Origin of the sequence: Nocardia sp. NPDC006982 (genome assembly GCF_042869435.1) — a bacterium.
Taxonomy (GTDB): domain Bacteria; phylum Actinomycetota; class Actinomycetes; order Mycobacteriales; family Mycobacteriaceae; genus Nocardia.
The window spans coordinates 733357-755124 of sequence record NZ_JBIAFV010000004.1 but is presented as its reverse complement, the minus strand read 5'-3'; the positions used below and the strand labels follow the sequence as shown (position 1 = coordinate 755124).

The window sequence follows — 21768 nt, the reverse complement described above, 5'->3', positions numbered from 1 at the left end:
CGCGGTGCGATCAGATCCGGAACCATCGCCGGACCAGCAGTGCGAAGAACAGCGAATTGAGTACGAGTCCGGCGTAGGCCTCGATGATCAGCAGTGTCCGTCCGGAGCCCCTGATGTCCTCGAGATCGCCGAGGCCGAGTGGATTCAGATAGTTGATCAGGCACATGTGCAGCGCGGTCAGGATGGGCTGGCCGTCGGTGGCCCACAGCACGACGGTACCGATGAGCAGTACCGCGGCGATCCAGCAGAGCAGCCGGAACGGCCGAAAACCGTAGCCGCACAGCACTTCCAGGGTCCAGTGCGGGATCCGCTTCCAGACCGGATAGACGGCGCGGCAGCGGGCCTGCGCCAAGGCGTGTCCGCAGCGGTCCTGTGCCTCGAAGTCCTCCTCCACGCGGTGCAGTCCCACCGCGCGTTTGAAGGCCAGTACGGCATGTTGGGGCAGCTCGGCCGCGATCAGCGCGCGGCCGAGATGCTCATAGATTTCGGCGATCCGGATGTTCTGGGTGCGGCTCAGCCGTCGTGGTCCGCGGAATTCGACCTCTGCGGCGAGCAGAGCCGTCAATGCGCGCAATCGGCCGTCGGCGTCCGTGACGGGTTCCTGTGCCGCGGAGTAGATATGGGAGAAGACCAGGCTGTCGCCGGGCTGGGAGATCTTCACCGGGTCGTAGTCCAGCTCCAATGTCTCGACGTGGGTGTTCAAGGAGTCGAGAAGCGGCTGTTCGGACCCGCCGTCGGCCTGTTGGAAGTATTCGGTGATCTCGCCCGCGTATCGGTCGGCATGGCGATCTATCAGCATGGTCATCGAATTGACCACAGGTGACAGTTGGGATAGGCCAGCGTATTCGGTCATCGTGTGTTCCCCCGGGTGCAGCCGTCACGTTCGACGTGATACCCACCATACCAACGTGATTCGACTATCAATCCGGCGTGCGACCGCCCTTGAGCCATCGCTTGTCGTTCGGTCCGGGGAACTGCGAGGTGGTAGGCCAGTGATCGATGCGGTGTACCAGCACATCTCGCGGTTCGTCCGCGCCGAAATAGCGCTGTTCGTATCCGGCCCAACGGAATCCCGCGTTCTTGTACAGCTTCACCGTGCGCTGATCGGTCGGTCGCACCGTGAGGTATACCGAATCCGCCTGTGCGGTGCGGCAACTCGTCACGGCCCGATCCAGCAGCGCGCGGCCGAGGCCGCGGTTGCGGTAGTTCGGTGCGACCGCGAGACCCATCACCCAGCCGCGGCGCCGGGTGCCGACGCCGACGAGTGCGTAGCCGCGCACTCTGCCGCCGATTTCGGCCACCACCCAATCGGGTCCGTGCAGGTCGAACAGTTGCCGCAGCGTCACATACGGGTAGCACAGGTCGCCGAAATGTTCTCGCTCCAGCGCGGCGATATCGTCGAGATCCGCCAATCGTGCGGTTCGGAACACCGGTTCCCCCGCCCCCTCGGAATTATCCAATGCCCACCCTCCCGTGTGAGGCTGCTTTCCAGCGTAAAGTGCTGGCGCAGTTGACGGACCGAGACCGCCAAAAGCAATCCAGACTCAGTCGCGGGTGGTGCTGTGGATGGACGGCCGAATGCCGCGCTGGGGACCTCGTCCAGCGCGGCATTCGGGTCTAGCGGGTGATGTGGTTATACGTTGGCGTAGGCCAGTGAGGGGACGCGGGCCACGGCGAACGAGGAGCGCAGGTAGAAGAACCAGGTGACCGCGGCCATTACCAGGAAGGCGCCGGCGTAGGCCCAGAAGGCCGGGTTCATGCTGTGAAAGTTGATGTTGGACAGGCGAAGTGCCTGCTGGAGCAGATAGCCGCCGGAGGCGCCGATCGCGCCGATGACACCGATCGCGGCACCGGCCTGACGTTTGGCCGAGGCGGCGGCGTCGGTGAGGTCGAGTCCGTGTTCGGATGCGTACTTCTTGGCCTCGGCGCTGAAGATGGACGGGATCATCCGGTAGGTCGAGCCGTTGCCGATTCCGGTCAGCACGAACAGCAGCAGGAAGGCGACCAGGTAGAGCGGGAAGCTCTTGGCCTGCAATCCGGCCATGATCAGCACACAGGCGACCGCCATACCGCCGAAGACATAGATGGTCATCTTGGCGCCGCCGACCTTATCGGAGATCCAGCCGCCGAACGGACGGCTGAACGAGCCGACCAGCGCGCCGAGGAAGGCGAGGTTACCGAGGGTGGTGATCCAGCCGATCTTGGCCAGATCCGGGAAATTGGCCTTGATCAGGGTCGGGAAGGCGAAGGAGAAGCCGATGAACGACCCGAAGGTGCCGATGTAGAGGAACGACATCACCCAGGTGTGCTTATTGGTCAGCGCCAGTTTGTAGGACTTGCCATCGGCCTTGGCGGTGCTGATGCCGTCCATGTACCGCAGCGCGCCGAACATTGCGACCAGGATGAACGGCACCCAGACCAGCACCGACAGCGTGATGCCGAAGCGGTAGCCCGCCGCGTCTTTGGCCATGATGTGCGTGCCGAGGGTGATCAGCAGCGGCAGCACCAACTGGGTCTGTGCCACACCGAGATTGCCGCCCGCGGCGTTGATGCCAAGGGCCGCACCCTTTTTCCCTTCCGGGAAGAAGAACGAGATATTGGCCATCGAGGACGAGAAGTTGCCGCCGCCGAAGCCGGCCAGTGCGGCAAGCACCATGAACACCCACATGGGGGTGCCGGGCTGGTTCACGAAGTAGGCCAGGCCGAGCGTCGGAATGAGCAGCATCCCCGCACTGAATGCGGTGAAGGCGCGTCCGCCGAACTTCGGTATGGCGAAGGTGTACGGAATGCGCAGTGCCGCACCGACAAGCGTCGGGGTCGAGGTCAGCAGCAGGGCATTGCTCACCGCGGTCGGGTTGCCCTTGCCGAGTCCGGCCAGGAAGTCGAAGCCCGCCAGGCCCATGCTGGTCACCACGGTGCCCCAGATGACCCAGACGCTGAAGCCGAGATTCTCGGCGAAGACGGAGAAGATCAGGTTCTTGCGGGCGGTGAGTTTGCCGCCCGATTCCCAGAATTCGGTGTTGTCCGGCTCCCAGTGATCCAGCCAGCGCCCCCTTTTCTGGTGCGTGAATACTGGTGTGTCCGACTGCTGGCCGGTGGCAGCTACTGCGGCAGTCATCGGCTTCCTCTCGATCTGGCTCGGTGGGTTCGCCGAGCTGCGGTCGAGACAAAGGTAAAAGCCGGTTGTTGCGTGTGAATGGCCTGAAGTGACGTTCCAGGCAAATCCGACTCACATGGTGGCGAGTCGGTCGGTGACCGATTGGTTACCTGTTGGGAGCAAGAGTTTTCGGTCGGTTGACCAGAAGTCTAGCGGTCCGGGTATTCGGCAATCAGCGAGGCGAGGAAGCACCGCGCGGCCTGGGCCGCGCGTTCCGGATCGCCATCGATAACAGCCTGCACCAATTCATTGTGCTCCGCGTCGTAGGCGTCGTCGGATTTCGCGGTCCGCGCCCGGATCACCTGTTCGATAATCGGCAGCAGCGAATCGTAGAACTCCAGATATACCGCGTTGTGGCTGGCGACGACGATCGCGCGGTGCAGTTCCACATCGGCCTCGATGGCCGCGAGATTCTGTTCATCCCAGTGCTGTTGGCTGCGTTCCTCGAGCAGCCGCCGCAGATTGGCGATATCGGTCTCGTCGCGCCGACGCGCGGCCAAGGCCGCGGCATTGGTGTCCAGGGCCATGCGCAGCTCCAGCACATCGCGTTCCTCCGCGTCGGCGAAGTACTTCGCGAGGGTGCCGCCGACCTCCGAGGCCGCTATGACATAGGTGCCCGAGCCTTGGCGACGCTCCAGCATCCCGGAGTGGACGAGCGCCTGCACCGCCTCGCGTACCGTATTTCTCCCGGTTCCGGTGAGCTCGGTGAGCTCGGGTTCGGTGGGGATTCGGGAGCCGATAGCCCAACGGCCGGAACGAATTTCGGCACGCAGCTGCTCGGTTACCTGGGCAATGAGGCTGGTCCGCCGGACGGGTTGCACGGCATCAGAGTACCGCCCGTCACAAATCCTTGCCTCCTATCATCGGGTCATCCTATGATTTCGCGGTGACTGCAACTCTCCCGGAAACTATTCCTCGCCCGGAATCCGTCCGGGTCGAGCGGCGCAAACGTGCACTGACGGAAGGCCGACTGCTCGTCCTCGCCGCCATTGTGATGTCCGCGCTCACCCTCCGGGTCGCCGTCACCGCATTCTCGCCGCTGGCCGAGCGCATCGGCGCCGACATCGGTTACTCGACGGCCGTCGTCGGTGTCTTCGGCATGATCCCGACCCTGATGTTCGCGGTTTCCGGTTTGCTCACCCCGCTCTTCGTGCGCCGGATCGGGCTGGAGCGCACCGCACTTGTGGCGATGCTGATGGCCGGCCTGGGCATGCTGATCCGGGCGGTGGTCGGTGGCACGGCCGAACTGCTGATCTTCTCCGCACTGGCCCTCGGCGGTATGGGCATCGGCAATGTGGTGATTCCGCCGCTGGTCAAGCGGTATTTCCCGGACCGGCTCGCGGTGGTCAGCTCGCTGTACATCACCATGGTCCAGCTCGGCACCGTGGTGCCCGCGCTGATCGCGGTGCCGGTTGCCGACGCGCACGGCTGGCGGATCTCGCTGGGGCTGTGGGCGATTCTCGGCTTCGCGGCCGCGCTGCCGTGGTTCGGTGTGCTGCGTGATCGCCGCGGCCACGATCGGGTGGACAGCACGGCGCTGCCGTCGCGAACCCAGGAGCCCAAGGGCAGGGTATGGCGTTCGCCGGTGGCCTGGGGCATGGCGGGCATGTTCGGCATGACCTCGCTGACCACCTACGCCATGTTCACCTGGCTGCCCAAGATCCTGTCCGAGGCGGGTGCGAGTGCCGGGTTCGGCGGAACCATGGTCGGTGTGTTCGCGCTGGTCGGTCTGGTTTCGGCGTTCACCGCACCGACGGTGGTCGCCCGGTTCCGCAATCCGTTCCCGTTCGTAGTGGGTTGTGCCGTCTTCTTTTTCACCGCATTCGCCGGACTGCTGATCGCGCCGATGACTGTGCCGTTGCTGTGGGTCGTGCTGTTGGGCCTCGGCCCGAGCACCTTCCCGATGGCACTGACGCTGATCAATATGCGCACCAGGACCCCGCAGGGGTCGGCCGCGCTGTCAGGCTTCACCCAGGGCGTCGGATATGCGGTGGCCTGCGTCGGTCCGGTGCTGTTCGGCATGCTGCACAGCGTGACCGACGGCTGGGCCACGCCGTTCGCGATGCTCGTCGTCGCGGTGCTGTTGTTGCTCACCGCAGCCTGGCAGGCCTGCAAGCCGCGCATGCTCGAAGACACCTGGAAATAGTCCGCCTTCTCACAGTTCGAGTTGCGAGGCTGTGCGGCGGCGGCCATGCTGTGCGTGACAGATCACACCGTGACAACAGATTTCGGACGTACATGGGTAACTCGTCGGGTACGCCCAGAACCTCGCCACTCTGACGACTGCCGGTCCGCAGTGCGAATCTCGAGGCACCTGCCTATCGGCCAGAGGTCCGGGGAGGCAGGGGAGCGCGCGCCACACCTCACGAGCCGGTAATTCGAAGATCGGCAGTTTGTGACGTGTGGAAACCGTTGTGTCACATGCGCGAAACATTTCGTTGAAGCTCACCCGGCCTTCCCGGTAATCGTGAGCAACCGTTGATTTGACGGTCATTTGGGGCAGCATTTCGGCAATACCCGTTTCCTACCGTGGGGCTAACCGATTTTGGGAGGCCCCTGTTGAGCACGCTGACGCGTAACCACAACATCGAGCATTGGGATGCCGAGGATGTCGCGGCCTGGGAGGCCGGTGGCAAAGACATCGCCAAGCGGAATCTGATCTGGTCGGTCTTCGCCGAGCATGTCGGGTTCTCGGTGTGGTCCATCTGGTCGGTCATGGTGCTGTTCATGCCCACTGATAAGTTCGGCATCGATCCGGCGGGCAAGTTCTTCCTGGTCGCCATGCCGACGCTGGTCGGTGCGTTTCTGCGCATTCCGTACACCGTGGCCACGGCGCGCTTCGGCGGTCGCAACTGGACCATCTTCAGCGCCTCGTTGCTGCTGATCCCGACGCTGCTCACGCTGTATTTCATCAATCAGCCGGGCACCTCGTACACGACCTTCCTGGTGGTGGCGGCATTCGCCGGGTTCGGTGGCGGCAACTTCGCCTCCTCGATGACCAATATCAATGCCTTCTACCCGCAGCGGCTCAAGGGTTGGGCGCTCGGGCTGAACGCGGGCGGCGGAAATATCGGCGTGCCGGTCATCCAGCTGGTCGGTCTGCTGGTCATCGCCACCCTCGGCAACGGCTACGCCTCGCTGATCTGCGCGATCTACCTCGTGCTCGTCGCGCTGGCCGGTGTCGGCGCCGCGCTGTTCATGGACAACCTGAAAAACCAGAAGGCCGATCTGTCCTACATGATCACGGCACTCAAGGTGCCGCAGTCCTGGGCGATCGCGTTCCTCTACATCGGCACCTTCGGTTCGTTCATCGGCTACAGCTTCGCCTTCGGTCAGGTGCTGCAGATCAGCTTCAAGGCCGGTGGCGACACCGCCGCGCAGGCCGCACTGCATGCCGCGCAGATTGCCTTCATCGGTCCGCTGCTCGGTTCGCTGGCCCGGCCGTACGGCGGCAAGCTGGCCGACCGGATCGGGGGCAGCCGGGTCACCTTCTTCACCTTCGCCGTGATGACCGCGGCCGCGGTACTGGTCGGCGTGGCGAGCACCGCGGGCGACCGCAGCGGCGGCGTGCCCAGCGGTGCGGCGATGGTCGCGCTGGTCGTCGGATTCATCGCGCTGTTCGTGGTATCGGGTATCGGCAACGGAGCCGTCACCAAGATCATCCCGTCGGTCTTCGACGCCAAATCCAAGAGCCTGGACGCGAGTCCGGCCACCCAGGCCGCCTGGTCGCAGAACACTTCCGGTGCGCTCATCGGCTTCGTCGGCGCGATCGGTGCGCTCGGCGGCGTCGCGATCAACCTGGTCCTGCGTTCCTCCTACGCCTCGACCGCATCGGCCACCACCGCCTTCTGGGTCTTCATGGCCTTCTACGTCGCCTGCGCCGCGGTGACCTGGCTGGTGTTCCTGCGCCGTCCGCGCGGCGGCGTCGACTCCGAGGTCGTCGTGGAGGCCGAGGCGCTCGTGCTCGAAGCCGAGGCAACCACCACGTCCCAGTCCACCAGCACGTCGGCCCGAGCCTGACGCCGAATCATCAACGGAGGACAGTCATGAACTCGACAGTCGACCCCACCCAGCGCAAGACCGTCGTGGTCGCCGGCCACGGCATGGTCGGGCACCGGTTCGTGGAGGCGCTGCGGTCCCGGGACGAGGCAGGCCAGTGGCAGGTCGTCATCCTCAGCGAGGAGCAGCTGCCCGCCTACGACCGCGTCGGACTCTCGTCGTACGTCGGTACCTGGGATGCCGCCGCGCTGGCGCTTCCGGGTAACGAATACGCCGGTGACGCGTTGGTCGAGCTGCGCCTCGGCCAGACCGCGCAGTCCATCGACCGCGAGGCGCGCAAGGTCACCACCTCGGCGGGCGACACCATCGCCTACGACGCGCTGGTGCTGGCGACCGGTTCGTACCCGTTCGTGCCGCCGGTGCCGGGTCACGACCTGCCGGAGTGCTTCGTCTACCGCACCATCGATGACCTCGACGGCATCCGCGCGGCCGCCGCCGCGGCCGGACCCGGTGCGGCCGGTGTAGTCGTCGGCGGTGGTCTGCTGGGTCTGGAGGCGGCCAACGCGCTGCGCCTGCTCGGCATGACGCCGCATGTCGTGGAGTTCAACCCCCGTCTGATGCCCGCCCAGGTCGACGAGGGTGGTGGCGCCATCCTGGAGAAGCTGGTCACCGATCTCGGGCTGCGGGTGCACACCGGTGTCGGCACCGCTTCGATCGAGACCATCGCGGACGCGGGAGCGGCTGAGCGCCTGAAGATTACGCTCTCCGACGATTCGGTCATCGACGCCGGACTGGTGGTCTTCTCCGCCGGTGTCCGCCCGCGCGACCAGATCGCCCGCGACAGCGGCATCGAGGTCGGCCCGCGCGGTGGCATCATCACCGACCTCGGTCTGCAGACCTCCGATCCGAACATCTACGCGATCGGCGAATGCGCTGCGGTCGAAGGCGTTTGCTACGGCCTGGTCGCCCCCGGCTACACCACCGCCGAGATCGTCGCGGACCGATTGCTCGGTGGCGCAGGCGAATTCCCCGGCGCGGATATGTCGACCAAGCTGAAGCTGCTCGGTGTCGACGTCGCCAGCTTCGGTGATGCGCACGGCACCACCGAGGGCGCGCTATCGGTCGTACTGCACGACGCCGCCAAGGGCACCTACGCGAAACTCGTCGTCTCCGATGACGCGCAGATCCTGCTGGGCGGCATCCTGGTCGGCGACGCGACCGCGTACTCGGCGCTGCGTCCACTGGTCGGACGTCCGCTGCCCGCCGAACCGGCCGCACTGATCTCGCCCGCCGGCGCCGAACTCGGTGCCGACTCGCTGCCCGACGATGCCCAGATCTGCTCCTGCAACAACGTTTCCAAGGGTGCGATCTGCGGGGCCATCGAAGAGGGCGCCTGCGATATCGCGAGCGTCAAGAAGTGCACGTCCGCCGGAACCTCTTGCGGCGGTTGCGTTCCCATGCTCAAGAAGCTGCTCGAGCAGTCCGGCGTCGAAATGTCCAAGGCGCTGTGCGAGCACTTCTCGCAGTCGCGGGCCGAGCTGTTCCAGATCGTCCAGGTCACCGGCATTCGCACCTTCTCCGCTCTGATCGCCAAGCACGGCACGGGCACCGGCTGCGATATCTGCAAGCCGACGGTCGCCTCCATCCTGGCCTCCACTTCGAGCGATCACATCCTCGACGGTGAACAGGCCGCGCTGCAGGACACCAACGACCACTTCCTGGCGAATCTGCAGAAGAACGGCACCTACTCGGTGGTGCCGCGGATGCCCGGCGGTGAGGTCACCCCGGATCAGCTGATCACCATCGGTCAGATCGCCAAGGAATTCGACCTCTACGTCAAGGTCACCGGCGGTCAGCGCATCGACCTGTTCGGCGCTCGCGTCGAACAGCTGCCGCAGATCTGGCAGCGCCTGGTCGATGTCGGCATGGAATCCGGGCACGCGTATGGCAAGTCGCTGCGCACCGTGAAGAGCTGCGTCGGCTCCACCTGGTGCCGCTACGGTCAGCAGGATTCGGTCGGCATGGCCGTGCTGCTGGAGAAGCGCTACCGCGGCCTGCGTTCGCCGCACAAGCTGAAGCTGGCCGTCTCCGGGTGCGCCCGCGAATGCGCCGAGGCGCGCGGTAAGGACGTCGGCGTGATCGCCACCGAGCAGGGCTGGAACCTGTACGTCGGCGGTAACGGCGGTCTGACCCCGAAGCACGCGGTGCTGCTCGCCGGTGAACTCGACGACGAGACGCTGATCAAGTACATCGACCGGTATCTGATGTTCTACATCCGCACCGCCGACCGGTTGCAGCGCACCGCGCCGTGGCAGGAGGCGCTGGAGGGCGGCATCGATTACCTCAAGCAGGTCGTGTGCGGGGACAGCCTCGGTATCGCCGAGGATCTGGAGGCCGCCATGGCCCAGCATGTCGCCGGCTACCGCGACGAATGGGCCGCGGTGCTCGAGGACGAGGAGAAACTGTCGCGTTTCGTGTCCTTCGTCAACGCACCGGAAGAGGCCGATCCGACCATTTCGTTCGATGAGACCGGGGAACGGAAGGTGCCGGTGTTGCTCGGCATGCCGGAAATCCCGGTCGCCATACGCGGGCAATAGCCGCTTAACCCCGAAGAAACAGGACGCCTGTACCAATGGATAAGGCGTTTGGAGGATGACACCGATGACCGTGATGGATACCCCCGGCATTGTCCCTGCTACCACTGTGTTGACCCGCCCAATCGGCTCCGCCGACTTGCCATCCCCTTCGGGTTGGACGCAGGCGTGCCGACTCGACTACCTGATTCCCGGCCGCGGCGTCGCGGTGTTGCTGAAGGGCGGCCGCCAGGCCGCTCTGTTCCTGATGACCGACGGCACGCTCGCGGCCGTCGGAAATATCGATCCGATCGGCCGCGCGGCAGTGATGTCGCGCGGGATCGTCGGTGACCGCGCCGGTATTCCGGTCGTGGCCTCACCGCTGCTGAAGCAGGCTTTTTCGCTGCTGGACGGGCACTGCCTGGACGATGATTCGGCGACGCTGCCGGTTTACGCGGTGCGCGTCGAGGACGGCATCGTTTCGGTTTCCAACGACCCGGTCGATGCCGGACTCGTCGCCGCGGACGGTGGATAAGCATGACGACAATCGATACGGGCGCCTGTCTGGCCGGGTTCACGGTCGGCGTCACGGCCGCCAGGCGGGCCGATGAGTTCGCCACGCTGCTCACCCGACGGGGCGCCGGTATCGTCGCCGCTCCCGCCATCCGCATCATCCCGTTGGCCGACGACAACGAACTGGAGCGGGTGACCCGCGAGATCGTCGCCGATCCACCGCAGATCGTGGTGGCCACCACCGGCATCGGATTCCGCGGCTGGATGGAAGCGGCCGAGGGCTGGGGGATTGCCGAGGATCTGCGGCTGACGCTGTCGTCCACCAGGATGCTGGCGCGTGGGCCGAAGGCCAAGGGCGCCATCCGCGCCGCCGAACTGCGCGAGGAATGGTCGCCCGCGTCGGAGTCTTCCGCCGAGGTGCTCGACCACCTGCTCGCCGAGGGCGTGGAGGGTGTGCGGATCGCGGTCCAATTGCACGGCGCGACAACCGAATGGGAGCCGGTACCCGACTTCTGCGAGGTATTGCGTTGTGCCGGTGCGGATATCGTCGCGGTGCCGGTGTACCGCTGGGTGCCGCCGGATGATCAGGGTCCGATGGACAACCTGATCGAGGCCATCATCACCTCCAGCCTGGACTGCGTGACCTTCACCAGTGCGCCCGCCGTGGCGTCGATGTTGATGCGCGCCAAGGAAACCGGGCTGCTCGAGGGCGTGCTGCACGCGCTGCGCGGACGGGTGCTGCCCGCCTGCGTGGGACCGATTACCGCGGCTCCGCTGGAGGAGCTGGGTGTGGCGACCTCGATGCCGGGACGGGCGCGCCTCGGTGCGCTGGCCCGGCACGTCGCCGAGGAATTGCCGCGGCGCGCCAATCGAATCCAGGCCGCCGGACACACCATCAGCGTGCGCGGGGCGTGCGTGGTGGTCGACGGTTCGGTGCGTCAGCTCGCGCCCGCGCCGATGGCACTGATGCGATCGCTGGCGCGGCAGCCCGGCCGGGTGGTTTCCCGGGAGGATCTGCTCGCGGCGCTGCCCGGCGGCGGTGACGACACCCATGCCGTGGAGACTGCGATCGCGCGGCTGCGTGCCGGGCTCGGTACCCCGAAAGCCATTCAGACCGTGGTCAAGCGGGGCTACCGACTGGCGCTGGACGCCGCGGATTGCGCCGATGACTTTCCGCGCACCGTCGCCAACGGCCGTGCGCCGGTAGCGGGTATCGGCACCCCGGCCCGCGCGCCGAGGTACGCACAACCTGCGGGGAGCTGGTGACTGCTCCGGCCCTGGTCCTGGTCGCACACGGCACCAGGAGTACCAGGGGCGTGCAGATGATCGCCGCGCTCGCCGAGGCGGTCGCTGACGAGTTCAGCAGGACGGCGGCCGGTGGGATGGGAGCAAGCGGGGTGGGTGAGCTCGGCGTCGCGATTTCGGGGCGCGACGCCGATACCTCCATGGCGCCGGTTTGTGCACCTCGAGCGGTTGCTCGTGGGCAGGAGGCGACCGAGAAGCCCTGGGTGCGTACCGCTTTCGTGGATGTGCTCGGCCCATCGCCGTCTGAGGTGCTGCGTGATCTGACCGATGCCCAAGGGGAATCGGTTCCTGCCGTTGTGGTTCCGGCCTTCCTCGCCTCCGGATACCATGTGTATCAGGATGTGCCTCGGGAGGTGGCCGAGAGCGGTCATCCCGAGGTGGCGGTGACACCCGCGATGGGACCGGATCCGGCATTGGCCCGGATCATGGCCATGCGACTGCGTGCCGCAGGCTGGCGTCCGGGTGACGCCGTGGTCTTCGCGGCGGCCGGATCATCGGATGCCCGTGCCCGCCAGGATGTTCGGCGCGCAGCGGGCATGCTGGCCGAACTTCTGGGTGTTCCGGTTCGCATCGGCTACGTCGCCACCGGAGTCCCGCGCGTGCCGGAAGTCGTTGCCGACCTTCGCGATTCGGGCGCAAAGCGCGTCTTCATCGCGTCGTATCTGCTGGCCCACGGCCTGTTCCAGCAGCGCCTGCACGAGGCTGGAGCTGATGGTGTTGCTGAACCCATCGGCGTTCACCCGGCTGTCGTCCGTCTGATCGCCGACCGCTACCGTGCCGCTTCCCGAGAACTGGTGCGGGCCAACACATTACCTGTGGAAGTCAGCGGGGCGTAGCGCGTAGGCGACGCAGTACGAGCGCTGATATTGCGGCGAACGCGCTCTAACCGGTTCGATCGGGTTAGGGCGCGTTCGCCTCCACTGGGACTGGTACTCGTCGGCTGGTTCCGGAGAATGTCACTGGATCTGAATACCAGCGATGCTCTGGGCGTTCTGCTGCTCCTGCTCACTGCTCTGTTGGACCGACACTTTGATCGTGTCACGAATCAGCTTCACCACCTCGATATGCTCGGCGAGTGCGGAGTCGACATCCCCGTCACCGCCGATGGCTTTCTCGCCCAGCATTTTCGCCAGCTGGTCCGCGCATTCGAATTTGCCCAGCCCCGTGACATGGTTCATCTGGTGAAGTAGGTATCGGCAATCTTCGTAGATTCGGATCTGTTTCTCGCAGGCTGCGTAGCAGTCGTTTGCGACCGATGGATCGAGGGTCAGCCGACCCGCCTGTGCTTCATCCGCGAGATGGCGCCAGCGGGTGATTTCCTCATCCATCGACACGGCGGCCCCCTTATCGCTCGGTCACTGTGGCAACAACGGAACCACAATCTCGGCAACCGCGGTAGCGCGGTCGCACGGTGCCACGGGGCTGCTTGCTTCCTGCTTCAACACAGTCACCGAGAATGAGCCCTGCCTGGCTGGAAACATGAGTACGCACTGGTCACCGCGCTTGTCACCCGCTGGCCGATACCGGACACCATCACGCCCCGCGACATTGACTGGGACGAATTCGGTGTTGCCCTCTTTCCTTTTGTAGTCCTCCACCGTGTGGATGGTCGACCATATCGTCACATCGAAGGTCCGCTCGGGCTTGGTGTCGTGGCCGCCGCACAGCTTGAATCCGGGTTCTTGGGTGCCGCCGATATCGGATGTGAGCGTGGATGGGTCGACGCCGATCCTGCGCCATACATCCTGGGCGATCTGGCAGGGGTCCCACAGGGCCGCGGTCGCGGCCGTGATGTCGGTAGTGGGAGTCGTGCTCGCGGTGGGTGTGCCTTTGGTGGTCGACCCGCAGCCCCCGATCAAGAGAACCACCCCCGCCAAAACCGCGATGATCGTTGTTGCTCGCTGTCGCACCTGCACCCCTCCATTTGGCATCCAACGGGCCGCATCACAGTGTAGGTCGGGCTCATGGCACCCGGAATGTTCGACAAGCGCAGACGCATACGGCACGGCGCTGGTCAGGTTGATATCGATTACGTCGGTTTCGTCCAGGTCGTCATACTCGATGAGCCAGCCGTCCGCACCTACGACACGTAGTGAACCGTCCGCGAGTTGGCACAGCGTGGCGCTATTGGTGGGAGCCAGTTCGAGCTTGCATCGCGTGTCTTCGTGGAAGGCGGTGAGTAGTGCCTTTACAGCGGGGGCGATTTCGTCTCTGTGGGGCTCGATCTCATTCATCTGCGTTGTGCCCCAACGGGTTCGGGATGTCTGCCGCGCACAGCAGCGCGGTCCAATAGTCGTTGCGCAGCACGTCCCAGAGGTCGTCGTGCGCGGGCAGCAATTCGCGCGCATCGGCCAGATCCGGATTTACGTCGAACAGGATGGTTCCGGGCTGCGCATCCGGAAGCGGTGTGCGCGACGGAAGCCGGTGCGCGGTGAACGACTCACGGGGGAACTGCACCCGCAGCACACGTGCCGAACTACGGACCAGCTGCCACACCGCGATCTTGTCGCCGTCGCGAGTTCGAGTGGTACGCAACATATCTCGCCGCATCACTTCACCTCGCCACTGGCACGCCCGATGCCGGGGGAATCGACACCCCGGCACAGGGACGACTCGGTGGGCGCGATCTGCGCTGCCCACACGCGAACTGCATCCGCGAACAACTCGACCACGTCGGACGACGCCCCGACATAGCGAGCGGGCGGCCCGATGAACGGATCTCGTTGGGGAAGATCATGGTTCGGCATCTGCCGACCTCCCGGAACTCGATGGCTGAAGTTGTGCGCCTGGCCCCGGCAACCCTGGATGTCCTCGGGCGGAAGCGGACTGCCGAGGGCGAGATGGGTGTTGTCCCAGCTGGGCGCATATTCAGTGCAGCACTGAGCAAACGGGTACAAGAGCCGAATCTGAATATTCAAATCGGTTCATCCGAAACGCCAAGGCGTCATGCGGATTTGCGATACAACAGTATTGAAAATCCGAGCACAGGTGCATTCACTTCGAGGAGCATCCCAATGTCTGAGGATCAGTCACCGACGTTGCTGCGTCGCCAGTTGGGTCGGTTCCTTCGCGAGGCGCGCGAAGGTCGGGGGCTGTCGATGGTCAACGCGGCGAAAGAGGTTCAGCTGAGTTTCAACGCGCTTCAGCGGCTTGAAACCGGCCGAACGGTGAACCCACGAAGGCAGGACGTGCGGGCCTTGTGCGAACTGTACGAGGTTGATGAGGACGAGACGAAGCAGGCTGTCGGCCTCGCGGGGCGAGCAGCGGCGGCGAAAGACGAAGACGGTGTTACAGCGTTGGGCGGCTTGTTCAGTGACGCTTTCAACATGTACGTCGGCATGGAACGCGCCGCGCAGCGCCTCACCTCCTATCAGGAGCTCGTACCCGGACTTTTGCAAACTGCGGACTATGCCCGCGCGCTGATAAGTGCGTTCCTCCACGATGGCAACCCGGATGACATCGAACGGCGAGTGCAGGTTCGGTTGAACCGCCAAGTCATCGTGACTCGCAAGGCAAACCCGCTGGCGCTCGAAGTCCTGCTTCATGAATCGGCACTCCATCGCGTAATCGGCGATGCAAGGGTCATGGCAGCACAGTTGCGGCAACTGGCAGAAATCGGCAAGCTGCCGAATGTCAGCCTTCGCGTGCATCCGTATGCCGCTGGGTCGGTATGGGGCTTGTCCGCTACGCCATTTGTGCTGCTCAACTTCGGTCTGGATCGCAAAGGGCAGCCGGTTGAACCGCCTGTGGTCTACCTCGACGGGGCGATGAGCAACGACATGTACATCGAGAAGCCAGATGTTGTACAGCGGTACCATGAATTCGCTGATGCCATCCGGCAGACCACGCTGGATGAGAAGAACACGCGAGACCTGGTCCGGCAGGTAGCAAGGGAGTATGACCGTGGTTGACCTGTCCGGGGCGCGCTGGAAGAAGAGTAGCTACAGCGAGACCAGCGGTCAGTGCGTGGAGGTCGCGTTCCTCGACGGTGACATGATCGGAGTGCGCGACAGCAAGAACCCCAGCGGCCCGGTGCTCGTTTTCACGCCATCCGAATGGGATGCGTTGACCGCCGGCGTGAACGATGGTGAGTTCGAGCGCCACTGACCCTCGAGAGATGAGACCATGCAGGGTCTCGAAAGCCGTGGCCAGATCTCGGAATGATTGGCCAGGGCTTGGCCGGTTGGCCACGATTGTGAGATTCCTGCCCCTCCGCTGGCCCGGTTGATAAATGAGTTTCGCCAGTTGTGTTCGGGGGCAAGAGGGTTCGGGTTGGTCAGTGCGAATCGTCCAGGCGGACACGCACCGTGACCCGTCCGCGCTCGTCACGATGTGCGAGCGCGTGACCACGCCGGTCGCCGCCGTCGAGGTGCAGCGTGATCGGGCCGCCTTCATCGGTGAAGTTGCGCCACCAACTCTTTCGATCCGGGAGTGCAACCCCGATGACGATCGAATCGCCGGAACGGCGGTAGTTCACGGGCGTGCTGAAGGTTTTGCCGGAACGGCGGCCCACGTAACTGATCTCGACGAAGCTCTTGCGCATGAGCGCCCCAACCAAGGGTGCATTCGTCAAGGTCAGCGTCACCGAGTTGAAGCCGTTCACAAACGATTTCGCATTCACCGAATGCCTCCTGCTACAGCCTGGATGCGGTCGAGCTCACTTTACCGACCATCCATGACACCGGCACTCGGCGGCGGTTGGTGTATCAAGGCGGAGCCGCATCGGCCGGATTCGGCTGAGCTTCAGCGCTGTTCAGCGGCATTCCGGGCCTGGCAATCTGCCGGGCAACTGCGATCGCACACAGATCGCCGGTAGTGAGTCAGGACACCGGGTTTCGCTCTGTCGTGCCGGAGCTGACTGTCATTCAGGTATAGCCGCCGCCTCGGGTTCGCTCATGCGGATCGGCGCGGGGTGCGGGTGAAGGAGGCGCGGTAGGCGCTCGGGGGTAGGCCGACGTGGCGGATCATGTGTTGGCGCAGGGATTCTGCGGAGCCCATGCCGCTGTGGCGGGCCACTTGATCCATCGGCAGGGTGGTGGATTCGAGGAGTTCGCGGGCGCGCTGAATGCGTTGGTGCAGTAGCCATTTCTGCGGGCTGAGGCCGGTTTCCTCGTGGAAGCGGCGGGTGAGGGTGCGCACGCTGGTGCGGGCGTGGGTGGCCAGATCGTCCAGGGATAGGGGAGTGTCGAGTCGTTCCAGGGCCCAGGTGCGGGTGTCCGAGAGGGTGCGGCCGTTCTCCGGCGGCAGTGGCGAGTCGACGAATTGGGCTTGGCCACCGGGGCGTACCGGGGTTACGACCGCGGCGCGGGCCGCGGCATTGGCGACCGTCGCACCGTAGTCGGTGCGAATCAGGTGCAGGCACAGGTCGATTCCGGCGGCGGCACCGGCGGCGGTGGTCACCGGTCCGTCCTCGATGAACAGTGCGTCGCTGCGCACGGTCACATCGGGAAACATCTCGGCGAGTTCGTCGGCCAGACCCCAGTGCGTGGTCGCGGTGCGGCCGGATAGCAGCCCGGCCTGGGCCAATACGAATGCGCCACTGCAGATCGAAGTGACGCGCTTACCTTGATCGACGGCCCGCCGCAGTGCCGCGATGGTGGCCGCATCGGCGGTCCCTCGACTGCCGGTGCTCGGCACGATGACGGTATCCGCTTCGTCGAGCGCATCCAGTCCGCGCGGTACCACGACATCGAAACCGCCCAGCGCACCGGGAACAATGCCGGGTTCGGCGGTGCACACCACCATCCGGTAACACGGCTCACCGTCGACCGTCACCGAGCCGAGCATGGTTCCGGGCATGGCGAGTTCGAAGGGCTTCACCGGCGCGACAGCGACAACGGCCACGGTCTTCATGGCTGGATCCTTGGGATAGATGGCTAACCGGCCACTAGTCTAGCGCTCCCGCACCGGGCAATGTTGACGGCACGCGATCGGCAGATTGCCTAGATTGCGCGAATCATCTTGTATCAGAAGGGAAGTCGCATGCCTTCGCATGTCATCATCGGCCGGGGCGCCACCGCCTCGGCAACCGCGGTCCGGTTGGCCGAATCCGGCGACCAGGTGCGGATGATCAGCCGCAGCGGGACCGGCCCGCAGCATCCCGATATCGAGCTGATCGCCACCGATGCCGTGGACGCGACCGCGCTCACCGATCTCGTCAAGGGCGCGGACACCGTATTCAATACCGCGATGCCCGCCTATCACACCTGGCCGGAGGCGGTACCGCCACTGTTCAGCGCCATACTGTCTGCCGCGGAGCAGTCCGGTGCGAACTACGTGATGCTCGGCAATCTGTACGGCTACGGCCCGGTGGACGGTGTGGTCACCGACGACACACCGCTGGCGGCCACCGGACCCAAGGGGCGGGTGCGCGCGCGGATGTGGCTCGATGCCAAGGCGGCGCACGATGCGGGCCGGGTACGGGTCACCGAGGTCAGGGCGGGCCAATTCCTCGGCCGCGGTGCGGTATCGCTGTTCTCGCTGCTGGTGCAGCCGAAAGTGATTGCGGGCCAACTCGCTCTGGTCCCGCAGGACCTGGATCTGCCGCACTCCTACACCGCGATCGGTGACGCGGCCGCCGCACTCGTCGCGGTCGCGCGCAGCGAAAACGCTTGGGGGCGTGCCTGGCTCGCCCCGACCATCACCAGCACCCTGCGTGCGGCCGCCGAGCGCTTCGCCGCAACAGCGGATGCCCCGAAGCCGCGGCTCGAGGTGATGACGGACCGCGAACTGACCCTGCTCGGCCACACCGACCCGTTCTGGGCCGAATTGTTCGAGACCTACCACATGTCGCATCGCGAGTTCACCGTCGACGACGCCACCACCCGGGAGACCTTCGGACTCACCGCGAGCAACCTCGACGATGTCTTCGCGGAGGTGGTTTCGGCATCCTGATGGGGCCTGACGACGGCGACATCCCGAGGGTGTGAAATGCCGCGGTCTCGGTCCGGTAGTGCCGTAGGTTGGCCGCGGCAGGCTTTCCGAAATACCCGGGGAGGCGTTGTGACGGGAGCCGACGACAACATCGCGCGAGCGGCCGAGACCGGTCCGACGGTCTTATTGCCCGAACTCCTGCGAGCGGGCACTGTTGCGGACGCGGTCGCTCTGCGTGACGGTGCGCGCACGATGACGTATCAGGAGCTGGACGAGGAATCGTCCAGATGGGCGCGCGAATTGATGGCCGGCGGTGCGGGACCGGGCGAGTTCGTGGTGGCAGCGCTGTCGCGGCCGCTCGAATCCGGGCTGGCGCTCTGGGCGGTCGCCAAGACCGGCGCGTGTTTCGTTCCGGTCGACCCGACCGAACCGTCGCGCCGAATCGCGACGGTGATCGCGGATTCCGGTGCACGGCAGGGGATTACGGTCGCCGCCGTCAGGCGGGATCTGCCCTGGCACGGCATCGACTGGCTGATGTTCGATGACTCGGCCGCGGCCGGTCGAGCCGCCCGTCGCCCCGCGACCCCGATCGACAATGTCCACCGGGCGCGGGCACTACGACCCGGCCACCCGGCGTATCTGCTCTACCCCTCGGATCCGACGGGGACCCCGAGGGGTGTCCTCGTCACCCACCGCGAGCTCGACCCCCGCACCCCGCATCCGCCCTCCGCCGGGCACCCGATGTCGTAGCCGGGCACACTGTGTGGGTGCCCGGCTATCAGACGGGGTGCCCGGTCTCAGGCGTTGTCGTACGCGTCCTGCAGAACCTTGATATCGAGCTTGGACATGGACTGCAGCGCCGCGGCGGCGGCGCCGGTCTTGGTGGGGTTCGCACCGTCCATGAGGGCGAGCAGGGTCGCGGGGACGACCTGCCAGGACAGGCCGTAGCGGTCGGTGAGCCAGCCGCACGGCCCGGGCGCACCGCCATCGATCAGGGCGTCCCACAGGCGATCGACCTCGGCCTGGGTATCCACGATCACCTGGATCGATGCGGCATCCGTGAACGGATGTCCGGGACCGCCGTTCATCAGGGTGTACGGGTGACCGTCGAGTTCGATCGAGACGATGAAAGCCGAGCCGTCGGGGTGGCGATTGACATCCACGATGCGAGAGTTGGGGATCAGCGCGGTGTAGCGGGCGGCGGCTTCCTCGGCGTCGTTGTCGAACCAGAGGAAAGTGTTGACCGACATGGTGGGCTCCTTGGGTTGGTTATGACCTGCTGTCACCCTTCGGTCGGAGCTGCCCCGACGTCTTCGACGTATCTCGCGAATTTTATTGAAGAAATTTTCGTGCAGGTCAGACGCTCGCGACGGCGATGAAGCGGTCGGGAGTGATCGTGATCAGCACCCGCGCGCGCTCCACCTCACCCAGCACCGGCCCACTGCCGTACTTCTCCCAGATGCGCTGGGTCCACACGCCATCCGCATCGATGGTCAGCTCGGCGTCCCCGATCACCCGCACCTGCCGATTCGGCCGCTGCCCGCCGTCCCGCGAGCCCACCACTTCCCGATCGATTACCAACCCCACTCGCGGATTCGCCAGAATCCGCCGCAAATGCGGCCGTCCGGCCCAGCTTGTCAGCCGAAAAGCCTGCTGATCCCACAGAAACCACATCGGCGTGACATGCGGATATCCGGCCGCGTCGATGGTGGCCAGGTGCGCGACGATATCGCTGGCCAGCAACCCGGCAATCTCGGCTCGACGTAACGCCCGCATCCAAACCCCTTGATTCGAACTCATGTTCGAGTCTACCTCAGGGCGGTCGTGATCCGGTCGAGGACGAGGTGCGGGTAGTGCTATCGACGCTGGCGTCGACGGTCACCGCCTCAGACCGTTTTGATCGCCCCGCCGTCGGCCAAATAGTCTGCGCCGGTGAGATTTCCGGACACATCGGATGCCAGGAAGGTCACTAGTGCCGCGGTCTCGTGTGGTTCGGTGAGTCGGCCAGTGGTGATGCCCATCCGTGCGGGGGCTTGGGCGAGGAATTCATCGAGGGTTATTCCGTTTTGGGCGGCGACGTCGGCGGCGTAGCCGTCCGGGGCCGACCAGTTGCGGGTGCGGGTGGGGCCGGGGGAGACGGTAAGCGCGCGCAGGCCCTGTGCGCCGAACTCTTCGGCGAGTGCTTTGGTGAGATTGTTCAAGGCGGCTTTCGCGGTGCCGTAGTCGACGGGGTGGTAGGCAGCGCGCGCGCCGATGGAGGAGACGTTGATGATCACGCCGCGTTGCCGGAGCAGGCTGGGCAGGGCGTGGCGGGTGACCCGGACGGTGCCGAACAGGTTGAGTTCGTAGGTGCGCTGCCAGGCATCGTCGCCTATGTCGAGGAAGCCGGCGGCGTCGGCGCTGCCGGGGACGACGCCGCCGACATTGTTGATGAGGATATCGATCTCGCCAAGGATCTCGGTGGCGCGTTCGATCAACGCAGTGGCCCCTTCTGGGCTGGCCAGGTCGACGGTCACGGCGGTGGAAGGGCCGTTGAGCTCGCGGAGTTCGGGGGTGATTGTGCGCGCGGCGGCGACGACCCGCACGCCTTCGGCCGTGAGTGCCCGGACGATTTCCAGGCCGATGCCTTTGCTCGCCCCGGTGACGATGGCGGTCTTGCCTGTGAGTTGCAGATCCATGAGACCCTCTTTCTTGAACTGAAGTTACAAATCAAGAGCAGCATGCCTGCCCTCTGCTGATGACCTGCTTTACCGAACCCGATGAATTACAGTGCCCGCATTGCTGTTTCGACCAGTCCCGCGAGCCGGGCCGGGCGAGGGTCGGCCTTGGCGAGCACCCGCATTCCGTTGATGGTCACCAGTAGGAAGTTGGCTGCGGTCTGGGAATCCAGATCCTTGGTGAACTCCCCGGCGCGCTGCCCCTCCTCGATAGCGCTCCGGAAGGCATCGTGCTGCCGATCGAAAATGCGCCGCACGAGCAGCTCGACCGTGTCGTCGCCGCCCAGCTCGACTGCGGTATTCGTGGCCAGGCAGCCGCGGCGTTCTGTGTCGTCGCTGGCCGCGTCGAGCACCATGGTCAGCGCGGCGCGGACCCGATCCCGCGGTGAGCCCGGACCGTCGAGCAGATTGATCAACCGCGCCGTTTCGTGCGCCTGATATCGGCGCAGCGCCCGCTCGAACAGGTCCCGTTTGCCCGTGAACGCGTTGTACAGGCTGCCTCGGCCGACACCGATCGCGTCGAGAAGATTCTGTGGCGTGGTCCGGGCGTACCCCTTGCGCCAGAACACCTCCATCGCCTTGGCGACCGCATCGTCGGGATCGAAGCTCTTCGTACGTGCCACGGGTCGAC

The 21768-nt window shown here is 65.3% G+C and carries 24 protein-coding genes; 10 read left to right on the top strand and 14 right to left on the bottom strand.

Features of this window, described 5'->3' with window-relative positions; all coding sequences use genetic code 11:
- Positions 1-10 precede the first annotated feature (10 nt).
- From ACFYOW_RS20470 to ACFYOW_RS20455, 4 genes are all read right to left on the bottom strand, one after another.
- Complete coding sequence (locus ACFYOW_RS20470; protein ID WP_387290007.1) at positions 11-853, bottom strand: hypothetical protein; 843 nt, start codon at positions 851-853, stop codon at positions 11-13.
- Between the two features lie 67 nt (positions 854-920).
- Positions 921-1460: a GNAT family N-acetyltransferase gene (locus tag ACFYOW_RS20465; protein WP_387290005.1), complete on the bottom strand. Its 540-nt coding sequence runs from the start codon at positions 1458-1460 to the stop codon at positions 921-923.
- Between the two features lie 173 nt (positions 1461-1633).
- Positions 1634-3118: an MFS transporter gene (locus tag ACFYOW_RS20460; protein ID WP_387290003.1), complete on the bottom strand. Its 1485-nt coding sequence runs from the start codon at positions 3116-3118 to the stop codon at positions 1634-1636.
- A 188-nt stretch (positions 3119-3306) separates the two neighbouring features.
- Positions 3307-3978, bottom strand: a complete 672-nt coding sequence (locus tag ACFYOW_RS20455) for a FadR/GntR family transcriptional regulator (RefSeq protein ID WP_387290001.1) — start codon at positions 3976-3978, stop codon at positions 3307-3309.
- A 65-nt stretch (positions 3979-4043) separates the two neighbouring features.
- Between ACFYOW_RS20455 and ACFYOW_RS20450 the strand changes: the two genes are divergently transcribed.
- From ACFYOW_RS20450 to ACFYOW_RS20425, 6 genes are all read left to right on the top strand, one after another.
- Entirely contained in the window at positions 4044-5303 is a 1260-nt protein-coding gene (locus tag ACFYOW_RS20450; RefSeq protein WP_387289999.1) for a CynX/NimT family MFS transporter, read from the top strand.
- Between the two features lie 410 nt (positions 5304-5713).
- Entirely contained in the window at positions 5714-7177 is a 1464-nt protein-coding gene (locus ACFYOW_RS20445; protein ID WP_387290104.1) for a nitrate/nitrite transporter, read from the top strand.
- Positions 7178-7203: 26 nt separating this feature from the next.
- A complete protein-coding gene (gene nirB, locus ACFYOW_RS20440) occupies positions 7204-9753 on the top strand; it encodes a nitrite reductase large subunit NirB (RefSeq protein ID WP_387289996.1) in 2550 nt (849 codons plus the stop codon).
- A 64-nt stretch (positions 9754-9817) separates the two neighbouring features.
- Positions 9818-10264 (top strand): nitrite reductase small subunit NirD, encoded by a 447-nt coding sequence (nirD, locus tag ACFYOW_RS20435; protein WP_387289994.1) that lies wholly within the window; start codon positions 9818-9820, stop codon positions 10262-10264.
- Positions 10265-10266: 2 nt separating this feature from the next.
- Complete coding sequence (locus tag ACFYOW_RS20430) at positions 10267-11508, top strand: uroporphyrinogen-III synthase (RefSeq protein WP_387289992.1); 1242 nt, start codon at positions 10267-10269, stop codon at positions 11506-11508.
- A complete protein-coding gene (locus ACFYOW_RS20425; protein WP_387289990.1) occupies positions 11505-12383 on the top strand; it encodes a sirohydrochlorin chelatase in 879 nt (292 codons plus the stop codon). Before ACFYOW_RS20430 ends, ACFYOW_RS20425 begins: the two co-directional genes overlap by 4 nt.
- A 120-nt stretch (positions 12384-12503) precedes the next feature.
- Here ACFYOW_RS20425 and ACFYOW_RS20420 read toward each other — a convergent pair whose 3' ends face one another.
- The 4 genes from ACFYOW_RS20420 to ACFYOW_RS20405 are packed head-to-tail and all read right to left on the bottom strand — an operon-like array spanning position 12504 to position 14294.
- The gene (locus ACFYOW_RS20420) at positions 12504-12881 is read right to left on the bottom strand and encodes a hypothetical protein (protein ID WP_387289989.1); all 378 of its coding nucleotides are present in this window, start codon (positions 12879-12881) and stop codon (positions 12504-12506) included.
- 21 nt (positions 12882-12902) lie between these two features.
- Positions 12903-13781 carry a DUF3558 family protein gene (locus tag ACFYOW_RS20415; RefSeq protein ID WP_387289987.1) on the bottom strand — a complete coding sequence of 293 codons (879 nt, stop codon included), beginning with the start codon at positions 13779-13781 and terminating at the stop codon, positions 12903-12905.
- Positions 13774-14097, bottom strand: coding sequence for a hypothetical protein (locus tag ACFYOW_RS20410; RefSeq protein ID WP_387289986.1), 324 nt, complete (start codon positions 14095-14097; stop codon positions 13774-13776). The genes ACFYOW_RS20415 and ACFYOW_RS20410 overlap by 8 nt, the downstream gene beginning before the upstream one ends.
- Positions 14097-14294 (bottom strand): hypothetical protein, encoded by a 198-nt coding sequence (locus ACFYOW_RS20405; protein ID WP_387289984.1) that lies wholly within the window; start codon positions 14292-14294, stop codon positions 14097-14099. Before ACFYOW_RS20405 ends, ACFYOW_RS20410 begins: the two co-directional genes overlap by 1 nt.
- A gap of 267 nt (positions 14295-14561) precedes the next feature.
- Between ACFYOW_RS20405 and ACFYOW_RS20400 the strand changes: the two genes are divergently transcribed.
- Positions 14562-15458: a helix-turn-helix domain-containing protein gene (locus tag ACFYOW_RS20400; protein ID WP_387289982.1), complete on the top strand. Its 897-nt coding sequence runs from the start codon at positions 14562-14564 to the stop codon at positions 15456-15458.
- Entirely contained in the window at positions 15445-15654 is a 210-nt protein-coding gene (locus ACFYOW_RS20395) for a DUF397 domain-containing protein (RefSeq protein ID WP_387289980.1), read from the top strand. The genes ACFYOW_RS20400 and ACFYOW_RS20395 overlap by 14 nt, the downstream gene beginning before the upstream one ends.
- A gap of 169 nt (positions 15655-15823) precedes the next feature.
- Here the strand turns inward: ACFYOW_RS20395 and ACFYOW_RS20390 are convergent, their stop codons facing one another.
- Both ACFYOW_RS20390 and ACFYOW_RS20385 read right to left on the bottom strand, forming a co-directional pair.
- Positions 15824-16168, bottom strand: coding sequence for a hypothetical protein (locus tag ACFYOW_RS20390; protein WP_357478830.1), 345 nt, complete (start codon positions 16166-16168; stop codon positions 15824-15826).
- 272 nt (positions 16169-16440) lie between these two features.
- Entirely contained in the window at positions 16441-17400 is a 960-nt protein-coding gene (locus ACFYOW_RS20385; protein ID WP_387289978.1) for a GlxA family transcriptional regulator, read from the bottom strand.
- A 129-nt stretch (positions 17401-17529) separates the two neighbouring features.
- On the opposite strand from ACFYOW_RS20385, the gene ACFYOW_RS20380 reads away from it, so the two are divergent.
- A complete protein-coding gene (locus tag ACFYOW_RS20380) occupies positions 17530-18441 on the top strand; it encodes an NAD-dependent epimerase/dehydratase family protein (RefSeq protein ID WP_387289975.1) in 912 nt (303 codons plus the stop codon).
- A 108-nt stretch (positions 18442-18549) separates the two neighbouring features.
- Complete coding sequence (locus tag ACFYOW_RS20375; RefSeq protein WP_387289974.1) at positions 18550-19170, top strand: AMP-binding protein; 621 nt, start codon at positions 18550-18552, stop codon at positions 19168-19170.
- 47 nt (positions 19171-19217) lie between these two features.
- Here ACFYOW_RS20375 and ACFYOW_RS20370 read toward each other — a convergent pair whose 3' ends face one another.
- The 4 genes from ACFYOW_RS20370 to ACFYOW_RS20355 all read right to left on the bottom strand — a co-directional run bounded on the left by ACFYOW_RS20370 (position 19218) and on the right by ACFYOW_RS20355 (position 21760).
- Positions 19218-19670 (bottom strand): VOC family protein, encoded by a 453-nt coding sequence (locus tag ACFYOW_RS20370; protein ID WP_387289972.1) that lies wholly within the window; start codon positions 19668-19670, stop codon positions 19218-19220.
- Positions 19671-19776: 106 nt separating this feature from the next.
- Entirely contained in the window at positions 19777-20220 is a 444-nt protein-coding gene (locus ACFYOW_RS20365) for a pyridoxamine 5'-phosphate oxidase family protein (protein WP_387289970.1), read from the bottom strand.
- 86 nt (positions 20221-20306) lie between these two features.
- Positions 20307-21098, bottom strand: a complete 792-nt coding sequence (locus tag ACFYOW_RS20360; protein ID WP_387289968.1) for an SDR family NAD(P)-dependent oxidoreductase — start codon at positions 21096-21098, stop codon at positions 20307-20309.
- An 86-nt stretch (positions 21099-21184) separates the two neighbouring features.
- Positions 21185-21760, bottom strand: coding sequence for a TetR/AcrR family transcriptional regulator (locus ACFYOW_RS20355; protein ID WP_387289966.1), 576 nt, complete (start codon positions 21758-21760; stop codon positions 21185-21187).
- Between the last annotated feature and the right edge of the window lie 8 nt (positions 21761-21768).

Bases quoted from the DNA above. Each gene is read 5' to 3' on its own strand.
- ACFYOW_RS20380 (WP_387289975.1), top strand. From the start codon at position 17,530: ATGCCTTCGCATGTCATCATCGGCCGGGGCGCCACCGCCTCGGCAACC.
- ACFYOW_RS20430 (WP_387289992.1), top strand. From the start codon at position 10,267: ATGACGACAATCGATACGGGCGCCTGTCTGGCCGGGTTCACGGTCGGC.
- ACFYOW_RS20360 (WP_387289968.1), bottom strand. From the start codon at position 21,098: ATGGATCTGCAACTCACAGGCAAGACCGCCATCGTCACCGGGGCGAGC.
- nirB (WP_387289996.1), top strand. From the start codon at position 7,204: ATGAACTCGACAGTCGACCCCACCCAGCGCAAGACCGTCGTGGTCGCC.
- ACFYOW_RS20405 (WP_387289984.1), bottom strand. From the start codon at position 14,294: ATGCCGAACCATGATCTTCCCCAACGAGATCCGTTCATCGGGCCGCCC.
- ACFYOW_RS20395 (WP_387289980.1), top strand. From the start codon at position 15,445: ATGACCGTGGTTGACCTGTCCGGGGCGCGCTGGAAGAAGAGTAGCTAC.
- ACFYOW_RS20365 (WP_387289970.1), bottom strand. From the start codon at position 20,220: ATGAGTTCGAATCAAGGGGTTTGGATGCGGGCGTTACGTCGAGCCGAG.
- ACFYOW_RS20415 (WP_387289987.1), bottom strand. From the start codon at position 13,781: ATGAATGAGATCGAGCCCCACAGAGACGAAATCGCCCCCGCTGTAAAG.
- ACFYOW_RS20400 (WP_387289982.1), top strand. From the start codon at position 14,562: ATGTCTGAGGATCAGTCACCGACGTTGCTGCGTCGCCAGTTGGGTCGG.
- nirD (WP_387289994.1), top strand. From the start codon at position 9,818: ATGACCGTGATGGATACCCCCGGCATTGTCCCTGCTACCACTGTGTTG.
- ACFYOW_RS20385 (WP_387289978.1), bottom strand. From the start codon at position 17,400: ATGAAGACCGTGGCCGTTGTCGCTGTCGCGCCGGTGAAGCCCTTCGAA.
- ACFYOW_RS20370 (WP_387289972.1), bottom strand. From the start codon at position 19,670: ATGTCGGTCAACACTTTCCTCTGGTTCGACAACGACGCCGAGGAAGCC.
- ACFYOW_RS20410 (WP_387289986.1), bottom strand. From the start codon at position 14,097: ATGCGGCGAGATATGTTGCGTACCACTCGAACTCGCGACGGCGACAAG.
- ACFYOW_RS20470 (WP_387290007.1), bottom strand. From the start codon at position 853: ATGACCGAATACGCTGGCCTATCCCAACTGTCACCTGTGGTCAATTCG.
- ACFYOW_RS20460 (WP_387290003.1), bottom strand. From the start codon at position 3,118: ATGACTGCCGCAGTAGCTGCCACCGGCCAGCAGTCGGACACACCAGTA.